The organism is Streptacidiphilus sp. PB12-B1b (genome assembly GCF_014084125.1).
Lineage (GTDB): Bacteria > Actinomycetota > Actinomycetes > Streptomycetales > Streptomycetaceae > Streptacidiphilus.
In genome coordinates, this window is the sequence record NZ_CP048405.1 from 1,776,827 (window position 1) to 1,796,178 (window position 19,352).

The following is a 19,352-nucleotide window of genomic DNA, read 5'->3' on the forward strand; positions in this document are numbered from 1 at the left end:
GCACAGTCATGGCCAAGACTGCGCTCCCACTGCCGACGCAAGGCGACCCCGGTGAGGCGGATCGCATCGGGAGCCAGCACTGGGAGGTGGTGGCGGAGCAGGCCATTCGCGGGCTCCCGCCTGGGGGGCAGGTCTCTGGTGATACGGCATCACGAGCGCTGCCACCATCGGTCTGAGTACGCTGAGTTGTTGACGATCGCTGGGGCAGGGGGCAGAGCTAGGCATGGGGGCACCCGAACATCAAGAGGCTGCTGTTGATCGGGCGATTGCCTCTGCCGATGCACTATTTTCCATGGAAGGAATGCCGGACGGGTTCGCCGTGCCGGAGCCGAGGGGCCGTTCGGCGACCCAAGCGGCGGTCGAGCGACTGGGCTTTCGCTTTGCACAACTGCCTGGCCAGGTGCGTCATGCTCTCGGGCGTACGCGGGACCATGCAGGCAACCTGTCGAGCGATCGTCTCCAGGGGCTGTCGGAGATCGTGCAGAACGCTGAGGACCTTCAGGCCACGGAGGTGCGCATCCTCTCCCGGGAGCGCGAGCTCCTAGTGGCGCACAACGGTGCTCCTGTGCGGCTGCCGGACGTACTCGCTCTCGCGATGCCATGGCTGACCAGCAAGGCGGAGCAGGCGGAGTCCACCGGCAGATTCGGCATCGGACTCATGACGCTCCAGTCCCTGTCACCACACCTGGAGGTTCACAGTGGGCACTACCGGGTCCGCATCGGGGATCCGGATGTATCCGTGGCGGAGCCACTCTCGGTGCCGAGCTGCCTCGGCGGAAGGAGCTGGACTGTACTGCGGATTCCCATGCAGTCCGGGGCGTTGAGCGCCGGCGAGGTGGACGACTGGCTCAAGGAGTGGGGCGACAGTGCGCTGCTGTTTCTCAAGAGCGTGCGCAGCGTTGCGCACCTTGAGGAAGAGGGTGCTGTTCGGCATCGGCTGACGCTCAACCATGAGGATGGCGAGACATTCGAAGCCGAGGTTGGCGGGTGTGAAGTCACCGTGGAAGCCAATGAAGCGTCTGGAGCGGACGGGTTCAGGTGGCTGCTGTGCCGCTCGACCGTTCCAAGTCCGCAAGGCGTCACGCGAGCCCACAAGGCTGTCGGGCCAACAACCACGATCGCCCTGGCTTTACCTCTGAGTCCTTGTGACGGCGGACGCATCTACGCCGGACTGCCAGTCCAAGATACGGACCTGGCTCTATTTGTGAGCGCTCAATTCGACCCGATCGCCAGTCGGCAGACCCTCGACGACACCCCGTGGAACCGAGCGCTGAACGAGCTACTCGCTGACCTCTGGACGACTACTGTCCTACGCCTGTTCCTCCGGGAGCCAGCGCGGGCCTGGCGTTCAATTCCGCTTCCTAGCGAGGTGCGCGACTCCCGCGACTCGGTCGCCGCTCTGGAGTCGCAGCTACTCCGCTGCGCCAGGCTGTGCGTATCCCACCGCCTCCTCATGGATGTCGCGGGGCAGAGTCAGCTCGCTTTGCCGGAACTGGCAGTCGAAGAGGACACGCTCGCGGGCGTGATCACTGAAGAAGAGATCTCACGTGTCGCCGAGCGGGCCGCCATCCTGCCCCGGGCAGCCAGGGAAGGTGCGAACCGATGGCGCGAAGTGCTGTCGGACTGGGAGGAGCACGGCGGCGCCTATCCCGCAACGGTCGGCCTGTACGACGCCCTGAGCCTTCTCGACGACGAGACACGCTCACCCGAGGCGACCGTTCTCCTCGCTGCCGCTGGACTTGCCGCAGACCCTTCCTACCCGTTGCATCGGCGGAGGTGGATTGTGGACAGCTCGGGCACTCGCCACCGAGTGCCCGGCACGGCGGAACCCCTCGTATTCACCGACGTCTCGCGGGGCCTCGGGGCCGCTCTCGGCTTCGGCCGGGAGATCCATCGGGCATATCTCGCCGATACGCACGAGGCGCACTTGGTGGCGGAGTGGCTCCGCAAACGCAAGGCGTTGGTGACCGACGCGGATCCAGTCACCGCGATCCGTCGTCTCGCCGCCATCGGTGTTGCCAGGGACAACGGTGCACCCGCGTTGAGTCTCGCGGACGATCAGCTCATCGAGTTGAGGGACGGATTCGCACGTGTGCCGGAGTCGGAGCGCGAGGCGCTGGGCAGGGACGTGGGACGCGCGATCCAGCTCAAGGGGCAGCGCTACAAGCAGACTGGCGAGCTGGAAGACATTGAGGTCTCGCCAGCCAGCGCCTACCTGCCAATGCGTCTGGACAGCTCCGAGCGCGAGGAGAGCTTCGCCTATACCGCGGGCAAGGCAATCGGACCGGTGTGGCTGAAGTCGCGCTACGCCGAGGTGCTGCAGGGCGGAGGCACGGGGATCGGCGCGCGGAAGTTCCTGCGTCTCCTGGGAGCGGAGACAGGACCTCGGTTGCGCAGGCACCCTGGAGCCGTGGAGCGACTCGCGCAGAACCCCAAGGGTCTGCCCGATGAACTTGCTTCAGGTCCACGGGCTCGCGTGCGTTCTCTGCAGGCCCTCAAAGCGTCATTCACCCTCGACGACTACGACAGCCCGGACTTGCGCGCGGTGGTTTCCGACATCGCACGCGATTCAGACCCTCAGGTCCGCAGGCGCAGGGCCGCAGCCCTCATCCATGTTCTCGGGCGGACTTGGAGTCGCCTGTCCGACCATGATGAAGTTGCTGCCGTCGCCCCCTACTACGTTTGGCAACCACGAGGCAGGACCGCAGCCTTCTGGCTGTGGCAGCTGCGCGAAGCACCGTGGCTGGATACCGCGACCGGCAGCCCGACCGCCCCAGCCCGGCTTCGAATGCGGACCACCAGCACTGTCGCCGTGTACGGTGCTGACAACGCACGCTTCCTCCACCCGGAGATCCAACATATGGTCGGCCGGCGTGGCGACGTCCTTCGTGCGCTGGATATCTCCATGGAGGCCCGCGTCGGGGACCTCGTGGAACACCTCCAACTTCTGCGCCATCGCGAGGATGTGACTGGCCACCGTGACGTACCCGCAGCTCAGATCCTTTACGAAGCCCTGGCTGAGCGCCTGGCCAACCAAGCTTCCAGCGATCCCGCCGCGATGTCCCTTGAGGCCGTCCGACGTGCGTTCCGCGACGGAGAAGGCCTGATCCTCACACCTGCCGGATGGCGTCCCCCACAGCAGTGCCTATGCGGTGCCCCCCTCTTCGGCGTTCTCCGGGCTTTCGCTCCCACATTCAAGGGCAGCGACGAATTCTGGCAGCTGCTGGGAGTACGCCTGCCCACGGTCGACGACGTAGCGGAGGTGATCAAAGAGCTGGCAAGGGAGGACCGGAAGGAACGGCGGGAGGAACCAGATGGCCTGACCCAGTCGATTGTCCTGCAAAGTCTGCAGATGCTTGCAGACCCGGCCCGTGTCCAGCCTCAACTGCTGACGACCCAGCGCCTGGGTCGGCTACCCCTGACGACGAGTAGGGGCTGGCTGAGCAAGCGCCCCGTATACGCAGTGGAGGACTCGGTCATAGCCGAAGCCCTTGGACATGGACACGCGGTCTGGAGGCCCGGCGCGGAACTGGAGCAGTTCCGTTCACTCCTCGCGGCGCTGCGCATCACTGCTGTGGCTGCCGACTGCGTCACCGTGTACAGCCCAGCCTCGACAACCTCGGACCCGCAGGCGACAGACCTCGCACGAGCGGCGCTGACCCATCTCCGGGAGGATTTGCAACGCAACTCGCCGAGTGCGGTCCAGTCCCTGGACTGCTCGTGGGAGACATTGGCGAGCCTGAGCGTCCACGTTGCTCCGGAACTGGCCTGTCGTGTCCAACTGGCAGACACGGGCGAACTGGTACACCTCTCCGTCGACGCCGGGATCGACTGGTCCTCCAGCACGCTGTATGTCAGGGACACCTATGCCCTGACACGCCCGACCGAGGCCGGACGCGTGATCGCCACCCGCTTCCCAGGACACCGACGCGAAGTAGCCCTGGCGTGGGCAGCCGCTTGTGACAAGGCCGAAAAGGGCCGAAACGCAGTGAACCTCAGCCTCGCGGGTGATCGAGAGCGAGACGACCAGCAAGCCCTCCAGGCCGAAATTGACAGGCGGCTGCGTGAATTCCAAGACGAGGTGGACCATCGTCATCAGATCCGCCAGGCGCAGGCCCCCAAAGACGCTGACACCTCGCCTCCGCCGGCGGTCTCCGCGGTGGGCCCTGGGACCCTGCCGCGTCCAGCGCCCCCTGCCGCCCAGTCTGTCGCACCTGGTGTTCATACACGCAGGCTGGTCGATCCGCTCAGACTTAAGATCATCCAGAAACGCGGTCACATCACGGCGCCCGGCTCCGCAAGCGCGCCTGGTGTCCGATCCGGCGGTGGAACATCGAGCATGTCGGGACTTCCTCGGCCCCGGCCTGGGTCAGCTGTCCCCCAAGAGCGAACACCACCTCGTCCCTATTCGGGCACCGAGCAGGAGAAGGTTGCCCTGGATTTGGTCCGCCAGGCATTGGCCGGCGATGAAGACTGGTTGCGCGACCTACGAGCCCAGCACGGCCTGGGCGCCGACGCTGTGGACAGCTTGGCGCGGTTCTATGAGCTGAAGGCATACGGAGGAGCTGAACCCGACAGCGTTGCCCTAACTCCTGCCGAGTTCAAACGGGCGAGCGAGAGTGAGGAGTTCTTTCTCGTGGTTGTCTCCGGGCTGGAGGCCGGTGGGGCTCCGATCTCCGTCCGCATCATCCTGAAGCCCCTGCAACAGCTGACCTGCAACCCAAGCGGCAACGTGACGGTTACGGGAATCAGGGCGGCTCAGAGCATCGTCTACCGATTCGGCCAAGAGGGTTGACCCCTGGGCGACGCCCGGTGGCATCGACACACCCCCAAGGGGACAACTGCCCAGCCACTCGGGCCGCAGAGGGCGTCTCCTGACTCTGGGTTGCGGCAGTGCCACTTGATGTTCGTCATGAGCGCAGGTCGTGGGTGCCTTCGCAGAGAGCAAGACTGGCCTCTTGGGCCGTTGGTAGGGAGGGCGATGCCCGTGCGGACCGGCGGGGTCACCTGCGTGCTTCGGGTCGGTGTAGACGCCGACGAGGCCGGTGCCCTCGCAGGCGATGCCGGTCTCCTCCGCCGTCTCGCGGACGGCTGCCTGAACCAGGGACTCGCCGAGACCGATCGCCCCTCCGGGAAGGGCTCAGTTGCCGTTGTCCGTCCGGCGGATCATCAGAAGTTGGCCCTGCTCGTTGGGTACGACGACGTTGACGGCCGGGACTCGGCTGTTCGCGGCGGGGGCCATCGGGTCGTCGCCGTAGTAGTCGATCCTGTTCGGCATCGCGGCATCACTCCAAGGGTTCGCGCTGTCCCAGGTCCATTCGAGGCTGCCCTGTGCTGGGACTGTCGGGATCCTCGATTTTGGCATCACCCGTCTCGCGGAGGAGGTCCGGGTATGACCAGACCTACACGGGCCCACTTACCTGATAGTCACGATTCGCCGGTGCGTGCACGGAGTTCGGCACTACGGTGATGGCGCGACAGTTCGCAGGTTCCGGAAGCGTATGGACCCGGGATGGGGGCGCGGATGCCATTCAAGGCACGAGAGATCGACCCAGCGGGGTCGGCACGGGCGCGGCTGGGCGCCCGACTGCGTCGCCTGCGGACGGAGCACGGGATAAGTCAGGCTCGGCTCGGCCTGCTGATCCACTCCAGTGCGGATCAGGTGCGCCGGGTCGAGGCTACGGAGAGGATTCCGTCGTGGGAATTCGTGGTCGCTTGTGATCGGGCGCTGCGTGCTGACGGGGCGTTGACCTCATTGTGGCCGGCGGTCGCGGCGGAGCGAGAACGTACGAGGACGAGGAACAATCGTGCGGTGGCCCCTCGCCCGGTGCGGTTCATCCCCGAGGCGTCCGAGACGCTGATCGACATATGGGCTGCCTCCGCGTCCGGCTCCGATCTAGGTGCCGGGCCGGCGAGGGCTGGCGAGGGCTTGTTGTGGGTGACAGAGCAGGATCTCGCGGTGGCCCAGGACACGTTGGGTATGTTCCGGCAACTCGATCACGCTCACGGGGCCGGCCGGTTCGCGGGTCATCTGGCTGCCTATGTCGACGATGAACTCGCCCAGTTGCTTGCTCGGCCGGCCGCCAGCGATCTCGTCGCTCGGTCGCGGGGCCTGGTAGCGGCGGAGTTCTTGGAATTAGCGGGCTACCAAGCGGTGGACGCCGGGCGGCCTGGTGGAGCCCAGGACTACTACCAGCGAGCATTGAACATGTCGGCCCAATCCGGCGACCGGTGCTACGGCGCGTATCTCGTGGCCGTGAACCTTGGTCATCTGGCTTTGCACTGCGAGCACCCGGACATCGCCCTGAGGTGGGCGCGAGCAGCCGGGGACGGCGCGGGAACGGCCGCGAGCCCGGGGACGCGGGCGGCGATCCTCGCTGTGGAGGCGCGGGCTCAGGCCCGTATGGGAGAGGAGATCGCGACGACGCGCTTGCTGGTCCGGGCCGAGGAGTTGCTGGACTCAGCGGTTCCCCAGGATGAGCCTGCGTGGATCGGGTATTTCACCCGGGCGTATCTGGCGGACGAGATCGCCCACTGCCTGCATGATCTAGGTCGGGCACCGGCCGCGCGGGTGGAGGTGGCGGATGCACTAGATGGTGTGGGTGCCTCACATGTCCGACGACTGGCCATTGACGCGGCACTGTTGGCTTCGACGTGGCTGCGCTCGGGTGAGGTGGAGCAAGCCTGCGCGGTTGCGCGGGAGGCTGTCGGCTACGCGGCTCGTACTTCCTCCGGACGGTGCGTGCAGCGCGTTGCCCAGTTCATGGGCGAACTCGCTTCCTATGCCGATCTTCCTCCTGTCATCGAGTTGGATGCGTATGTGCGCGAGATTCTTCCAGCCGCGATCGCGAGTGTTCCGGGCTGACGCGTCTCGTGACCCATGCCCGCTGGTCATGTCATGCGTGCGTCAGTGAAGCGGGAGTAGAAGTCCGCTTCGGCCTCCAGGGCGCGGCGGAGGCTTTCCGGTGCGGACAAGTAGTGGCCGACGCCGTCGAGGAAGAGGGCCTGGTGGCTGGCATCACGCTCGTGCAGGGCTGCGGCGAGGTCGCGGGCTTCCTGGACGGGGGCGATCGCGTCGGCGGTGCCGTGGATGAGCAGGACGGGCAGGCGGATCTCCTCGGCGCGGACTGCCCCGGCGGGTCCGGCAAGGATCGTGGCGTGGGGGCGCTGGAAGCGCGGTGCTGTGGTGGCCCAGCGGGCGGGGTCGATGATCGCGGAGGTGGCGGTGACGGCAGTGAACGGCGACTCGGCCCTGCACGCGGCCTGTAGTGCGGTGTAGCCGCCGGCGCTGGCACCGGTGAGGAAGACCGCACCGGCCCGGGCGGTGGCGTTGGCGACGAGATAGTCGGCGACGTCGGCGCAGTCCTGGACGTCATAGCTGCCCCAGTGGCCGTGGAGTGCCTGGCGGAATGCGCGGCCCAGTCCGGTGCTACCGCGGTAGGCCACGTCGGCGACAGCGAAGCCCCGGCTGGTGAAGAACTGCACAGTCCAGTCAAGGCGCTGCGGGACGTCATCGGTCGGCCCTGGATGGGCACGCACCAGTAGTGGAACCGGTACGGGTCCGGGCGCCTTCGGTTGCTGCGGCAATCGGGGTGCGTGGACTGCTTGGGGCATGTGGAGCAGGTAGTGGATCTGTTGCCCGCCGCGTTCTAGGGTCTGGAGCTGGGGCGGGCAGACCGGAGGACTCGGGCGGCTCGGGTTGCTTGAGAGTCGAATGGGCTCGGGGCCCGCGACAGGGTCGGCCAGCAGCACTGCGGGCGCGATCACGGGCGTGCTGGCGATCACGGCCAGCTGCTGTCCGAGGGTGGCCAGATAGGGCTTGACTGAGGTGAGGTCAGGCCAGGGCCGGGTGATTCGGCCGTCGCGTTCCACAACGACGACCTCACTGCGCAGGCCGTGGTGGATCGTCATCGCCATCCGTCCACTGGGCAGAAAGGCGTAGGACTGGTACCCGCCCTCCCACGGTGCGGATGCGCAATCCTGGGGCATCGGCGCGAGGGCGGTCGGTTGTTCGCCGTTCCAGCGGTAGAGGTTCCACCAACCTGTTCGGTCGGAAAGGAAGTGGAGTGTCCCGTCCGGTCCCCACGCGGGTTCGACGACGGACTCGCTTGGGCCTCCGGCGAGGACTTTGCCGGGGCCGAGTTCGCCGTCGTGGTGGTACTCGGTGAGAAGCAGTCGACTGATGTCCCAGGGCATGCTGTCGACGTCCCACTCCAGATAGGCCAGAGCGCGGCCGTGCAGGCGGGGGGCAGCGAGAGAGCCTGGGGAACGGACCAGGGTGCGAACGCTGCGGTCGTGCGGGTTGATCTCGATGATCTCGTCGCCGTCGTCCTTCCCGCGCACGGCCAGCAGCCGACCGTCGACGGCATGCAGGTCGCCGTAAAGGTAGTCGTCTTCGGCTGCGGGAACGCGGGTGTGGCTGGACACCTGATCAAGATGGTGGATCTTGCTGTCCTCGGCTCCGACAACCCAGATTCCCTCTGCGTCCACTGCGTGGTTCCCGCCGCCGTAGGCGTGCAGCCAGCCGCCCACAGGCAGCGACAGCGGAGTCGCCGCGCGGGCACCGGTAGCGGAGGTCCAGCGCATGAGGCGCGTGACTCCCGCATGGGCCGAATCGCTCTGAAGCCACCACAATGCGCCTTCTGCCGAGCCGAGTTCGTCAACCGAGATCCGCTTGTCCGCGACCCATGCCGCATCCAGCGGGCCCTGCTGCAGGTCAGTCATCAGGTCCCTGCCTCCTGAGAAGAGCGTCCCGGCTCCGACCGTACCGCGCGAGTGGTGACGTGCGGACAACGATGTTGTCCGCAGACAGCCGCTGGCTGAATATGAGCAGCCGAATCCAACCTGGAGACAGCCGGGCCGTCCATGTGTCCGTGCGTTCGCTGATTGTGGCGGAGAGTGGGCGAGAGGAGCAGGGTTGATGTCACAGGACACAACGACGGGCTCGAGGGAGGCGATCACTCAGGCCTCTGTATCCAAACAGTTCCTGGACTCCCCGAGCTTTCGGTGTGAGCTCACGGTCGGCCTGAGCGCCGCACCGAGCGCACGCAGCCTGCTGCGGGAGCGGTTCGCTGGTTGCGTGCCACAGGACACGCTTGCGGATGCCGATTTGGTGCTCACCGAACTGATTGCCAACGCTGTCAATGCCTCCCCGGTCTCGGTATCGCTCGGGTTGCTCGTCCACCTGGTCGCATCGGGCCTGCTGATCAGCGTGTTTGACCAGTCCTCCGGCGTGCCCCGCCTGAAGTGTCCTGACCCGCTGGAACTGGATGAGGGCGGTCGCGGCCTGCTCCTCGTCGCGGAGTTGTCGCAGGCATGGGGATGGCATCCGGTTGCTACCGGAAAAGTGGTCTGGGTGATGCTCTCCCTACCGTGAGCCAACTGGGCGCTCCCAGGCTCGGCGGATCAGTCGTCGTCTCCTAGAGAGGGCAGTCACCGGCTAGCGGCCCTTAACTCTGGCTCCTCGAAGCCGCTCCAAGGTCCGCCAACCCCGTTTGAGCACAACGTGATTGCCGGAGGCGTTGCCCCAGCTGAGGTTGAACAGGGCTGTGAGCACGGCGAATCCGGGTTCGGCTGTCACCTCGGCGAGAGTGAGTGTGCGTCCGTAGCCATCCAGGAAGGCCGCACGGAGTTCGGGGTGGCCGTCCCACATGCCGCCTCCGTACTCGATACGGATGAAGTCCCGAACAGCAGGTCGCCAGGCGCTACGTTCGAAGTCGAGCAGGCCAAGCGAAGCCCCCGCAGGCGAGAGGACGAACTGGTGCTGCCAGAGGTCCCCGTGGGTGGGTACCTGGGGCAGCTCTGGCAATACAGTGTCCAGGTCGGCCGCTAGGCCCAGGACCAGATCCTCGTCCGAACGGCTGAGCATTCCAGAGATACCGGCGAGTCGTTCTGCGGCCAGGGCGGTGCCGGTGACGGTGGGTGGCCCATGACGGGCGGGCTCAGCTTCGTGGAAGCTGCGCAACAACGTCCCCGCGCGAAGGTAGACGGTCCGGGCAAGAACGGGCTCCAGGTGGTCAGCGCCCAGCGGACGCCCCGGCAGTTCGCTCAGCAGGACACATCGCGTCTGCTCGTCAGCGGCCAGGAGGAATGGGGCATGGCCGGTTTCCAGCGCCGGTGTCCATTGCTGATAGGCATGGACTTCGCGCTGGTGAAGCAGTGCGGTGTGATGCCGCTTGGCGTAGAACGAGGTGCCGTCGGCACTGGTCACGCGGTAGACAGTGGAACCGACTCGCGGCCAGGAGAAGTTGCGCACCCGCACGATGTGCCGACCGTGCGTAGCCGCCAGGGAGGCCAGATCAGCGGGGAGAACGTCCCCCGGGTCTGCGCTGTGGCGTTGCTCCGTTGGCGGTGTTGAGATCCAGTTGGACTGGTGTTGTTCGAGGTGCTGTGGTGCCATGGCGATTCGTGGCCTTTTTTCTTGATTCCCCGTTTCACGGGGGAATGTCTTCTAGTCGGATGTGCGTTCTGGTGGTCGCGTGCTGTGCGCCAATTCGGCCTGTGCGCATGCTGTCCCTGCTCAGCACTCGTGCCGATTGCCCCGTGTGCGTGCTGGCCACGCCTCCGCGCGGGCCGAACACACGGAGCAACGTCAAGATCACGGCGCGCGCAGGGATGGGTGGGGAGCGCCGTAGAATGGCCGTCGTGACCGACAACACTCAGAAGCCCCCCGCCTCCGGCCCGGACCGAGGCGGCATTGACCTGCCCACCCAGTACGCGCCGGCCGAGGTAGAGGGGAAGCTCTATGAGGGTTGGGTAGAACGCGGCTACTTCGAGGCCGACGCGGGGAGCGAGAAGCCCCCGTACGTCGTCGTCATCCCTCCGCCGAACGTCACGGGTTCCCTGCACCTGGGCCACGCCTTCGAGCACACGTTGATCGACGCGCTGACCCGCCGCAAGCGCATGCAGGGCTTCGAGACCCTGTGGCAGCCCGGCATGGACCACGCCGGCATCGCCACCCAGAACGTCGTCGAGCGGGAGCTGGCGAAGGAGGGGAAGTCGCGCCACGACCTGGGCCGGGAGGCCTTCGTCGAGCGCGTGTGGAAGTGGAAGGCGGAGTCCGGCGGCCAGATCGCCGGCCAGATGCGGCGCCTGGGTGACGGTGTGGCCTGGAACCGGGACCGTTTCACCATGGACGAGGGACTGTCCGCCGCCGTCCAGACCATCTTCAAGAAGCTCTACGACGACGAGCTCATCTACCGGGCCGAGCGGATCATCAACTGGTGTCCGCGCTGCCTGACGGCGATCTCCGACATCGAGGTGGACTACCAGGAGGACGACGGAGAACTCGTCTCCATCCGCTACGGCGAGGGCGAAGAGTCCGTGGTCGTGGCCACCACCCGCGCCGAGACCCTGCTCGGTGACACCGCCGTCGCCGTCCACCCTGACGACGAGCGCTACGCCGGACTCATCGGCAAGCAGATCAAGCTCCCGCTCACCGACCGCAGCATCCCCGTCGTCGCCGACGAGCATGTCGACCCGCAGTTCGGCACCGGGGCAGTGAAGGTCACCCCGGCCCACGACCCCAACGACTTCGCGATCGGCCAGCGCCACGACCTGCCGATGCTCTCGGTCCTGGACGAGCGCGGCGTCATCACCGCCCACGGCCCCTTCGAGGGCCTGGACCGGTTCGAGGCCCGCTCCGCGATCGTGGCCGCGCTGCGCGCCGACGGCCGCATCGTCGCGGAGAAGCGCCCCTACGTGCACTCCGTCGGCCATTGCTCGCGCTGCAAGACCACATTGGAGCCGCGACTGTCCATGCAGTGGTGGGTCAAGGTGGAGCCGCTGGCCAAGGCCGCCGGCGACGCGGTGCGCGACGGAAGCGTCAGCATCCACCCGCAGGACATGGAGAAGCGCTACTTCGACTGGGTCGACAACCTGCACGACTGGTGCATCTCGCGCCAGCTCTGGTGGGGACACCGGATCCCGGTCTGGTACGGGCCGCAGGGAGAGACCGTCTGCGTGGGCCCCGGCGAGGAGCCGCCCACCGGAGAGGGCTGGGCCCAGGACACCGACGTGCTCGACACGTGGTTCTCCTCCGGACTGTGGCCGTTCTCCACCATGGGCTGGCCCGAGACGACCGAGGACCTCAGCCGGTTCTACCCGAACTCCGTCCTGGTCACAGGCTACGACCTGCTGTTCTTCTGGATCGCCCGGATGATGATGTTCGGCCTGTACGCCATGGACGGGCAGCCGCCGTTCCGTGAGATCGTCCTGCACGGAATGGTCCGCGACGAGCACGGCAAGAAGATGTCGAAGTCGTTCGGCAACACCGTCAATCCGCTGGACTGGATGGACAAGTACGGCTCGGACGCGGTGCGCTTCACCCTTTCCAAGGGCGCCAATCCCGGCACCGACGTCCCGATCGGCGAGGACTGGGTCCAGGCGTCCCGCAACTTCGCCAACAAGATCTGGAACGCGACCCGGTTCGCGCTGATGAACGGCGCGACGACCGAGGGCGACCTGCCGTCCCCCGACCAGCTGTCCGCAACGGACCGCTGGATCCTGTCCCGGCTGAACACGGTCCTCGCCGAGACCGACGCCTTCTACGACGACTACCAGTTCGCGAAGCTCTCCGACGGCCTGTACCACTTCGCCTGGGACGAGGTCTTCGACTGGTACGTGGAACTCTCCAAGACCGCCTTCTTCGCGGGCGGCGAGCAGGCCGCGGTCTCCGGCCGGGTCCTGGGCGAGGTCCTGGACGTGACTCTGCGCCTGCTGCACCCGATCATGCCGTTCGTCACCGAGACCCTGTGGACCACCCTGACGGGCAGGGAGTCCGTCGTCATCGCGGACTGGCCGATCGACAGCGGATTCCGCGACCTGGCCGCCGAGCGGGAGATCGCTGCCCTGCAGCAGGTGATCACGGAGGTCCGCAGGTTCCGTGCCGACCAGGGCCTCCAGCCGGCCCAGAAGGTCCCCGCGCGGCTCGACCTGGCCGGCACCGCTCTGGCTCCGCATGAGGCCGCGATCCGACAGTTGCTGCGTCTGCTGCCGACCGGCGATACGTTCAGCGCCACCGCCACGCTTCCGGTCGCGGGCGCCACTGTGGCCCTGGACCTGTCCGGTGTCATCGACCTCGATGCAGAGCGCCGACGCCTGACCAAGGACCTCACGGCTGCGGAGAGCGAGAAGCGCCAGGCCCTGGCGAAGCTCAGTAACGAGGCGTTCCTCGCCAAAGCCCCCGACGCGGTTGTGGACAAGATCCGAGGACGTCTGTCCAAGGCCGAGCAGGACATCACGCGTCTGCAGGGACAACTGGACAACCTCCCGCCTGCGTAGTCGGTGGCGGATGCCGGTGGGGTCCGTGGCCGATCACGGACCCCACCTCGATCATTGGTACGGGTGCAGCGATCCCGCGCGAAGCGAGGCGGCCACAGCTGTGGCCGCCTCGCCGGTACCTGCGTGTCTGCGCGCTGGATCAGGCGCGGCACCTGCGAACGAACTCTGTCTGCCGAGTGCGGCTCCTCTCCCCAGCCCCAGGCATCGCCTACGGGATACCAAGGTGTTCATACGGGCTCGGGAGTCCGAACTGCCGCTGGCGGGCGACTTCGAGGGCCTGCTCCAGGTCGAACTTGGCCATGCGCAGTAGGTCTTCGAGTCGGGACGGTTTCCGTGCCAGTACCTTGTGAGCGATGTCCTGGGCGGTGTCGTTGGTGCAGAGGCGATCTTGGAATAGGTCGAGATTCTGCTCCACAACGAGGGTGGTCATGGCGAGCTCGGACGCCTCGGCCCTGGAGACGCGGTGGCTGGATGCGTGCATCCGGTAGTGGTGGAACGGCCCCGGCACGCAGGCGATGCCGTTGCCCAAGCCGCGCCGGAACCTGCCGCCGAGGATGTTGACCGCAAACCCCCAGTCGCCCCACTTCAGCACCCGCGGGTCGTACAGGCCCCCGGCTACCGCATCCTGACGGCGGCAGACGATCGATGTCGGAACGTGGTGCTTGCCCAGTACCAGGTCCTCCCGGCAGGGGTAGGAGGAGATGGTGTAGCCGTTGAAGCCGTCGATCATCCACGACATCGTGTGCACGAACGCCAGATCCTCATCGGCGCGGAGGAGATCGATGGCTCTGTCCGGGTACGAGCCGCTTGCGAGTAGTTCCCGATCGGTCGCCAGACGGTCGTCGGCGTCGAGTTGCATGATGAACGCGTACCGTGCGGCCTCGATGCCGGTGTTCCGGGCACTGTGGTGCCCGCGGCGCCTCAGTGACCGCAACACCCGCACTCCGGGCATGGCGCGGGATGCCGTGATCGCGCGGAGCGTGTCCGCGTCGTCGGATCCGTCGTCCACGACCAGAATTTCGCTCGGGCAGTTCAGGGGTTGTGCCAGTAGCGACAGCACGGCGTCGCGCAGGTAGCCACCGGAATTGAAGCAGGGAACGACGAAGCTGATCCCCTCGGGCACGGAAGGTTCGACGGCTGGTGTCATCGTGTGGGTCCTTCCGGTTCGGATACCTTCCGTACAGCGACAGCGACGGCCCGCGTGGCCTCGAAGCAGTTGCGCCCGGTCAGGCTGTCCTGCTCGGTGTGGTCTTCGAGGGACACTGAGAGATCCCAGTCCTCGTAGACCTCCTGCAGTAACCGCCGGAGCGCATCGATTGAGTAGTCGGCCTCCCCTTCGATCTCCACGGGTTCACCGGTGCGGTTGGTGCGTCGTATATCGGTGAACACCTCCAGGTAGTGGATGTTGCGAGAGCAGGACGCGGCGACGGCTCGGTTCAGCAGATCCGCGACCTGCGGCTTGGCGAGGTAGTGCAGGACGTCCTTGGCGACCAGGAGGCCGAACTCCTGGTCGAACGCGAAGTGCTCGACCAGCCCCTCCCTGACGTCTACGCGTCCGGCAGTGCGGCCCAGGCTGCGTAGGCGGCCCCAGAGCCCGGCGCAAGGGACCTGGTCGACTGCCAGAACGTCGAAGCCCGACTGCGCCAGGGCGATGGTGTGAGCGCCGGCTCCGTAGCCGAGGTCGACCGCCGAGCGCGGAGTGTCCCGCCCAGCGGAGGCGAGGACGCTCCGGAATGCCTCGGAGACCGGAGCCTGCAGGTGCTCGACTGTGTCCTTGCTGCCCTCGATGGCTTCGGTGTAGAAGGCGCGGACAGAGTCGCGGGAACGAATGATCGTCACATGAACCATCCCAGGGTTGATTTTGCGGGTATGTGCGGTCTCTGGCCGGTGGCGATGGAGAACGCTTCGGAGTTGCGCTGCCGCGCAGGGCCGTTATGCCTGCGGGAGGAAGTCGATGCTCACAGGCCAGCCAGGGTTTCGGAGGGATCGGGCCAGGGCCTCCGTCAGCTTCATCGGCATGACGTGATCGGTTAGCAGGCTCCTGGTCTCGGTTCCCCGCAGCCAGTTCTTCATCAGGCGCCGGTTACTGTCGCTGTGGAAGACGCCGTTGAAGGTCTCGGTGGACACGTAACGCTCGCTGGGCAGCAGAGAGGCGTTGGCGCGGGACGTGATCCGGGCGAATGCGTCGACCTTGTCGGGGTTCGCATCCTGGGGCACGTCGAAGCAGTGCACATGAGTGGAGAAGAGAGTGGACAGCTGGGCCTCGATCTCCACGCTTGACGTGCGGCCGTTCTTGTTGTAGAGGTCCGGGGGCAAGTCCTTCCAGTTCCGGACCGAAGGGGTGGTCTGCTCGAAGGACAGCGTGCCGAGTGTCAGCGTCCGGGCGGAATCGGCGTCCACGAGCCGGAAGGTTGACGTGATGTCGGTCTCGCCGAACCGCTGGTCCTCCGATGCACTGACTGCCCACCGCGGCGAGTCGTCATCGAACTCCCTGGCGCTGGGCACCGGGATCCTCGCGTGCTGGTCGACCGGGAACGCGCCGAACGAGCTGACCTCCAGCCGGAACCGACGGTCGGGGAACACCAGCGAGTTCAGGGAGAGGAATTGAACGGCGAGATCGACGTAGTGGTAGGCGCCGTGCATCATCATCCCGTAGCCGTACTTGTACGGGTGATCGTCGCGCGTCTCGTACTCGTGCTGCAGGTTCCACACGCCGCCGGCCGCACGGAGGTGGAAGGAGGTGAGTGGTGCCTTCCACCGAGCCATGCGCTCGCGCAGCGCGTCGACGGCCTTCTCGTTGTAGATGGGGTGATACCTGCCCAGGCTCATCACGGAATGCCTGGCTGGGCTGCCGTAGGACGCGCCGACCAGGTCCTCCATGATCTTGCTGATGTGGGAGGGGGCGAAGCGTCCGTTCGCCATCGGCGCCAGCACGGGCTTCTCGACGAGCGAGTCGACGTCGTTCTCCACGCAGTAGCGCAGGTATACCTCGTGGGCTTGTACCTCGGTCGCTATGTAGACCATCAGCGGTCCGCTCCGGGCGCGGATTCCGTTCAAGGCATCCGTGACCACTTCGGGCTGAACCAGGCTGGGCCGCAGCGGTGATGAGCCCGGGAGGTAGACCACCTCGCGAGGCTTGAAGCTGACGGAGGCGATGCGTTCGTCGACCTCAGCCCGCGCCGACTCGAGGTCGACGATCGAGTACGAGTCGAGGTGGCCCGCCCTGACAGCAGCTTCGATGCAGGGCAGGTACTTCCGGGCAACGATCTCGTCGAATCCGACAACTATGAGGTGACGAACAGACAGCATGGGCCGTTCTCCTTGCATGAGAGTGGACTTCCGGGACATGGGGTTCATCGCACACCGGACCGATTCGCTGCAGCCGTTCCTGTCCTGGCGGATCCCGATCGTAGGAGGGTGTGCTCCCGCGAGAGGAGTACTCGAAGGCCGATGCATGCGGACAAAGTCCTTGTCCGTATGTGGCGGATCGAGCGGCGTGCATCCGTCGCAGCGGCAGCGCCAACTCGATACCTCGATAAGCCCAGTGGCACCGTGCCAAGCGCCGGCGGGGGCAGTACGCGTGCCGGTCCAGTACCCGGCGGAGCGGGCTTCGTTGACGTGTGGCTTTCGCTCCAATGCATGGGTACATGACAGCGGTCACGTCCGGCCTGCCGTATCACGTCGGATTCGTGAACCTGTTCACCGACGGGCCCTATAAGTTTTCAACATCCGCTTACACAGGCGTTCATGACGGGCAGACTTAGGATTCTGATCATGACGACGGCAGGACAGGCGGTGGTCGACGTGGGCAAGCTCCGCGCCGGATGGCGACCGGAGAGGTTACGAGAGCAGCGCGAGGCGCACGGGCTGACGCTGGAAGGGGCCGGCGAGAGACTGCGCGACGTGGTCCGGGCAGCCGGACTGACGGTGCCTGCCGCGAACTTCCAAACCTTGTGGCAGCACGAGCAGGGTGAGATCTACCCGGGCCCCCACTACCGTCGCGCGTACTGCCTGCTCTACAGGGCGACGGAGCCAGAACTCGGATTCCGTCTGGGGCTGCCTGGCGAGAAGGCCCGCATGGTGCTCACCCCGTCTGCCGAAGTGCCGCAGGACGTGAACGTCCTGGCGGTGGAGCGGGCACTGTCTCAGATCGCGCCCGGCAGCGACGCCGCCGACGCGAGGCTCCTGCATCAGCGCATCCTGGACGCCTGGAAACGACGCCACACCGGCGGGGATCCGAACCGGCCGACTCTCGTCCTGGTCGGTGGCCACGCCGGGAGTGGGAAGTCCGAGTTCGCCCGGTTCATCTCTCAGCTCACAGGCTGGCCCGTGCTCGACAAGGACCCTCTCACCCGACCTCTGGTGGAGCGCCTGCTCACCGCCCTCGGCGCAGATCCGAATGATCGGCACACGGCGCTGTACCGCGAACAGGTGCGGCCCCTGGAATATCAGTGCCTGCTTGAGGCCGCCTACTCCAACGTCGACTGCTCCATCAGCACCGTCCTCGCTGCGCCGTTCATCGCCGAACTCACCGACGCCCGCTGGATGCAGCGCCTGGTCCACCGATGCGAGGCCCGGGGCGTCTCGGTGTCTCCGATCTGGATCCAGTGCGACATCGACACCATGCATGAGTACATCGGCTTCCGCTCGGCCGCCCGTGATTCCTGGAAGCTTCAGCACTGGGATGACTACGCGGGCGGCATCGACACCGAACTGCGCCCCACCGTGCCACACCTCGTGGTCGACAACCGCCTCGGGGCAGCCATCTCCCTCACCGACCAGGCTCGGCAAGTCTTCGGAACGGTCTTCTCATGAACCACGGCATCGTCCTGTACGGGCCCCCGGCCTCCGGCAAAGACACGGTCACTGCAGCGCTCCAGCGTCTCGACGGGCGCATTCGGCCCTTCACCCGCCTCAAGATCGGCGGCGGGCGCACTCAGGGCTACCGTCTCGGCACCCCCGAACAGTTGCGGGCTCTGGAGGCCGATGGTGACGTGCTGTACCGCAACGAGCGCTATGGCAACACCTACGTTGTTGATCGGCCCGGGCTGGACGCGATCATCGAGCAGGGTGCGGTACCGGTGGTACACCTGGGGCAGATCATCGGTGTGGAGGCATTGGTCGAACGGTACCCGGCCCGTTGGCTGTTGGTACGACTCGACTGCCCCCGGGACGTTACCCGGCAGCGATCGATCGACCGCGGCGACGCCGACACGGAAGCCCGTCTGGACGCGTGGGACGCGACTGCGGCGGACCTGGCGGAACACCCGGACACGCACTGGCATGTCCAACTGGCCACCCATCTCCAGGAACCGGAGGAGTCTGCACGCTGGATTCTCAAGGTGCCGGACTTTCAGGCGAGGTCGACCGCTCACTGACGGCATGCTGCCGTAGAAGTTCCAGGGCGTCGGAGACGGACAGTTCGTCGTCCTTGGCGGTGTCCCAGCGGTTCAGGGCGCTGGCCGCTGACCGAAGCATGTCGCCCGGCAGACGGCTGGCCTCCAGCATATCGGCGGCCTCCAGCATCTCGGGACCCCAGCGCCAGGCACGTGCAGCCGTCTTGGGGATGTAGTCGATCTGTTGAAGATAGCCTCCCGAGCGCTGTGCGGCGATCTCCAGCAACTCCTCTCCGGCACCGTGGTCCACGGCCGCTGCGTAGGCGATCGCAGCCAAGACCCGCGACGCCTTCTGGTAGGCGCTGTAGGAGAGCTTGAGCGCCGACGCGGCCCCCAACTTCTCGCCCAGGACCCGGGTGCGGACATCCGTCTCCGTGAACAGTCCCTCCACCAGTGCGGCGGCGACCACGTCGCCGGCGAGGTAGAGACACGGGCGCTTCCCACCGCGCGGCGGCGAGCCCACCACCGCACCGTCCAGGACCAGTGCCCTCGGCAAGCGGGTCGCGATCCGCCGCGTCCGCTCCGGGGAGATCGCGTTAGCCTCCACGAACACGCCCTCGAATCCGTGTTCCGAAACCTGCCCGGCAAGGTCCTCGGCCGCAGCGGGTGGGCACACGCTCAGCACGACGTCACTGGCCTCCAGGAGACTGCCGACCGTCGCCACCGGTTCCAGCC

The 19,352-nt window shown here is 66.5% G+C and carries 13 protein-coding genes and 2 pseudogenes; 7 read left to right on the forward strand and 8 right to left on the reverse strand.

From position 1 onward, the window contains the following. Window positions 1-223 precede the first annotated feature (223 nt). Window positions 224-4,795 carry a sacsin N-terminal ATP-binding-like domain-containing protein gene (locus GXW83_RS08115; RefSeq protein WP_182442339.1) on the forward strand — a complete coding sequence of 1,524 codons (4,572 nt, stop codon included), beginning with the start codon at window positions 224-226 and terminating at the stop codon, window positions 4,793-4,795. Between the two features lie 240 nt (window positions 4,796-5,035). Here GXW83_RS08115 and GXW83_RS33880 read toward each other — a convergent pair. Next, window positions 5,036-5,125 (reverse strand): annotated as a pseudogene (locus tag GXW83_RS33880) (NUDIX domain-containing protein); the annotation flags it as partial. A 15-nt stretch (window positions 5,126-5,140) separates the two neighbouring features. Beyond that, a complete protein-coding gene (locus GXW83_RS33885) occupies window positions 5,141-5,278 on the reverse strand; it encodes a hypothetical protein (protein ID WP_225446835.1) in 138 nt (45 codons plus the stop codon). 246 nt (window positions 5,279-5,524) lie between these two features. Between GXW83_RS33885 and GXW83_RS35290 the strand changes: the two are divergent. Together GXW83_RS35290 and GXW83_RS08125 are read left to right on the forward strand one after the other, a co-directional pair. Beyond that, window positions 5,525-5,743: pseudogene (locus GXW83_RS35290) on the forward strand (helix-turn-helix domain-containing protein); the annotation flags it as partial. 69 nt (window positions 5,744-5,812) lie between these two features. After that, complete coding sequence (locus GXW83_RS08125; RefSeq protein ID WP_225447609.1) at window positions 5,813-6,865, forward strand: hypothetical protein; 1,053 nt, start codon at window positions 5,813-5,815, stop codon at window positions 6,863-6,865. A gap of 26 nt (window positions 6,866-6,891) precedes the next feature. Here the strand turns inward: GXW83_RS08125 and GXW83_RS08130 are convergent, their stop codons facing one another. After that, the gene (locus GXW83_RS08130; RefSeq protein WP_182442343.1) at window positions 6,892-8,724 is read right to left on the reverse strand and encodes a prolyl oligopeptidase family serine peptidase; all 1,833 of its coding nucleotides are present in this window, start codon (window positions 8,722-8,724) and stop codon (window positions 6,892-6,894) included. A gap of 196 nt (window positions 8,725-8,920) precedes the next feature. Between GXW83_RS08130 and GXW83_RS08135 the strand changes: the two genes are divergently transcribed. Next, window positions 8,921-9,376: an ATP-binding protein gene (locus GXW83_RS08135; protein WP_182442345.1), complete on the forward strand. Its 456-nt coding sequence runs from the start codon at window positions 8,921-8,923 to the stop codon at window positions 9,374-9,376. Between the two features lie 63 nt (window positions 9,377-9,439). Here the strand turns inward: GXW83_RS08135 and GXW83_RS08140 are convergent, their stop codons facing one another. Beyond that, window positions 9,440-10,399, reverse strand: a complete 960-nt coding sequence (locus GXW83_RS08140; RefSeq protein WP_225446836.1) for an aminoglycoside phosphotransferase family protein — start codon at window positions 10,397-10,399, stop codon at window positions 9,440-9,442. A 245-nt stretch (window positions 10,400-10,644) separates the two neighbouring features. Between GXW83_RS08140 and GXW83_RS08145 the strand changes: the two genes are divergently transcribed. Then, entirely contained in the window at window positions 10,645-13,281 is a 2,637-nt protein-coding gene (locus GXW83_RS08145) for a valine--tRNA ligase (protein ID WP_182442355.1), read from the forward strand. Between the two features lie 208 nt (window positions 13,282-13,489). Here GXW83_RS08145 and GXW83_RS08150 read toward each other — a convergent pair whose 3' ends face one another. The 3 genes from GXW83_RS08150 to GXW83_RS08160 form a co-directional block, all read right to left on the reverse strand. Further along, on the reverse strand, window positions 13,490-14,428 hold the full coding sequence (locus tag GXW83_RS08150; RefSeq protein WP_182442357.1) for a glycosyltransferase: 939 nt from the start codon (window positions 14,426-14,428) through the stop codon (window positions 13,490-13,492). Then, window positions 14,425-15,120 carry a trans-aconitate 2-methyltransferase gene (locus tag GXW83_RS08155; protein ID WP_182442360.1) on the reverse strand — a complete coding sequence of 232 codons (696 nt, stop codon included), beginning with the start codon at window positions 15,118-15,120 and terminating at the stop codon, window positions 14,425-14,427. The genes GXW83_RS08150 and GXW83_RS08155 overlap by 4 nt, the downstream gene beginning before the upstream one ends. Before the next feature lie 93 nt (window positions 15,121-15,213). Beyond that, window positions 15,214-16,590, reverse strand: a complete 1,377-nt coding sequence (locus GXW83_RS08160; RefSeq protein ID WP_182442361.1) for a hypothetical protein — start codon at window positions 16,588-16,590, stop codon at window positions 15,214-15,216. Window positions 16,591-17,055: 465 nt separating this feature from the next. Here GXW83_RS08160 and GXW83_RS08165 point away from each other — a divergent pair, with 465 nt between their 5' ends. Together GXW83_RS08165 and GXW83_RS08170 are read left to right on the forward strand one after the other, a co-directional pair. Further along, window positions 17,056-18,096 carry an AAA family ATPase gene (locus GXW83_RS08165; RefSeq protein WP_182442363.1) on the forward strand — a complete coding sequence of 347 codons (1,041 nt, stop codon included), beginning with the start codon at window positions 17,056-17,058 and terminating at the stop codon, window positions 18,094-18,096. Beyond that, window positions 18,093-18,659: a guanylate kinase gene (locus GXW83_RS08170; RefSeq protein ID WP_182442365.1), complete on the forward strand. Its 567-nt coding sequence runs from the start codon at window positions 18,093-18,095 to the stop codon at window positions 18,657-18,659. The genes GXW83_RS08165 and GXW83_RS08170 overlap by 4 nt, the downstream gene beginning before the upstream one ends. On the opposite strand, the gene GXW83_RS08175 is transcribed toward GXW83_RS08170, so the two are convergent. Next, window positions 18,619-19,341, reverse strand: coding sequence for a DUF1932 domain-containing protein (locus GXW83_RS08175; RefSeq protein WP_370466597.1), 723 nt, complete (start codon window positions 19,339-19,341; stop codon window positions 18,619-18,621). The genes GXW83_RS08170 and GXW83_RS08175 overlap by 41 nt on opposite strands. Window positions 19,342-19,352: the final 11 nt, after the last annotated feature.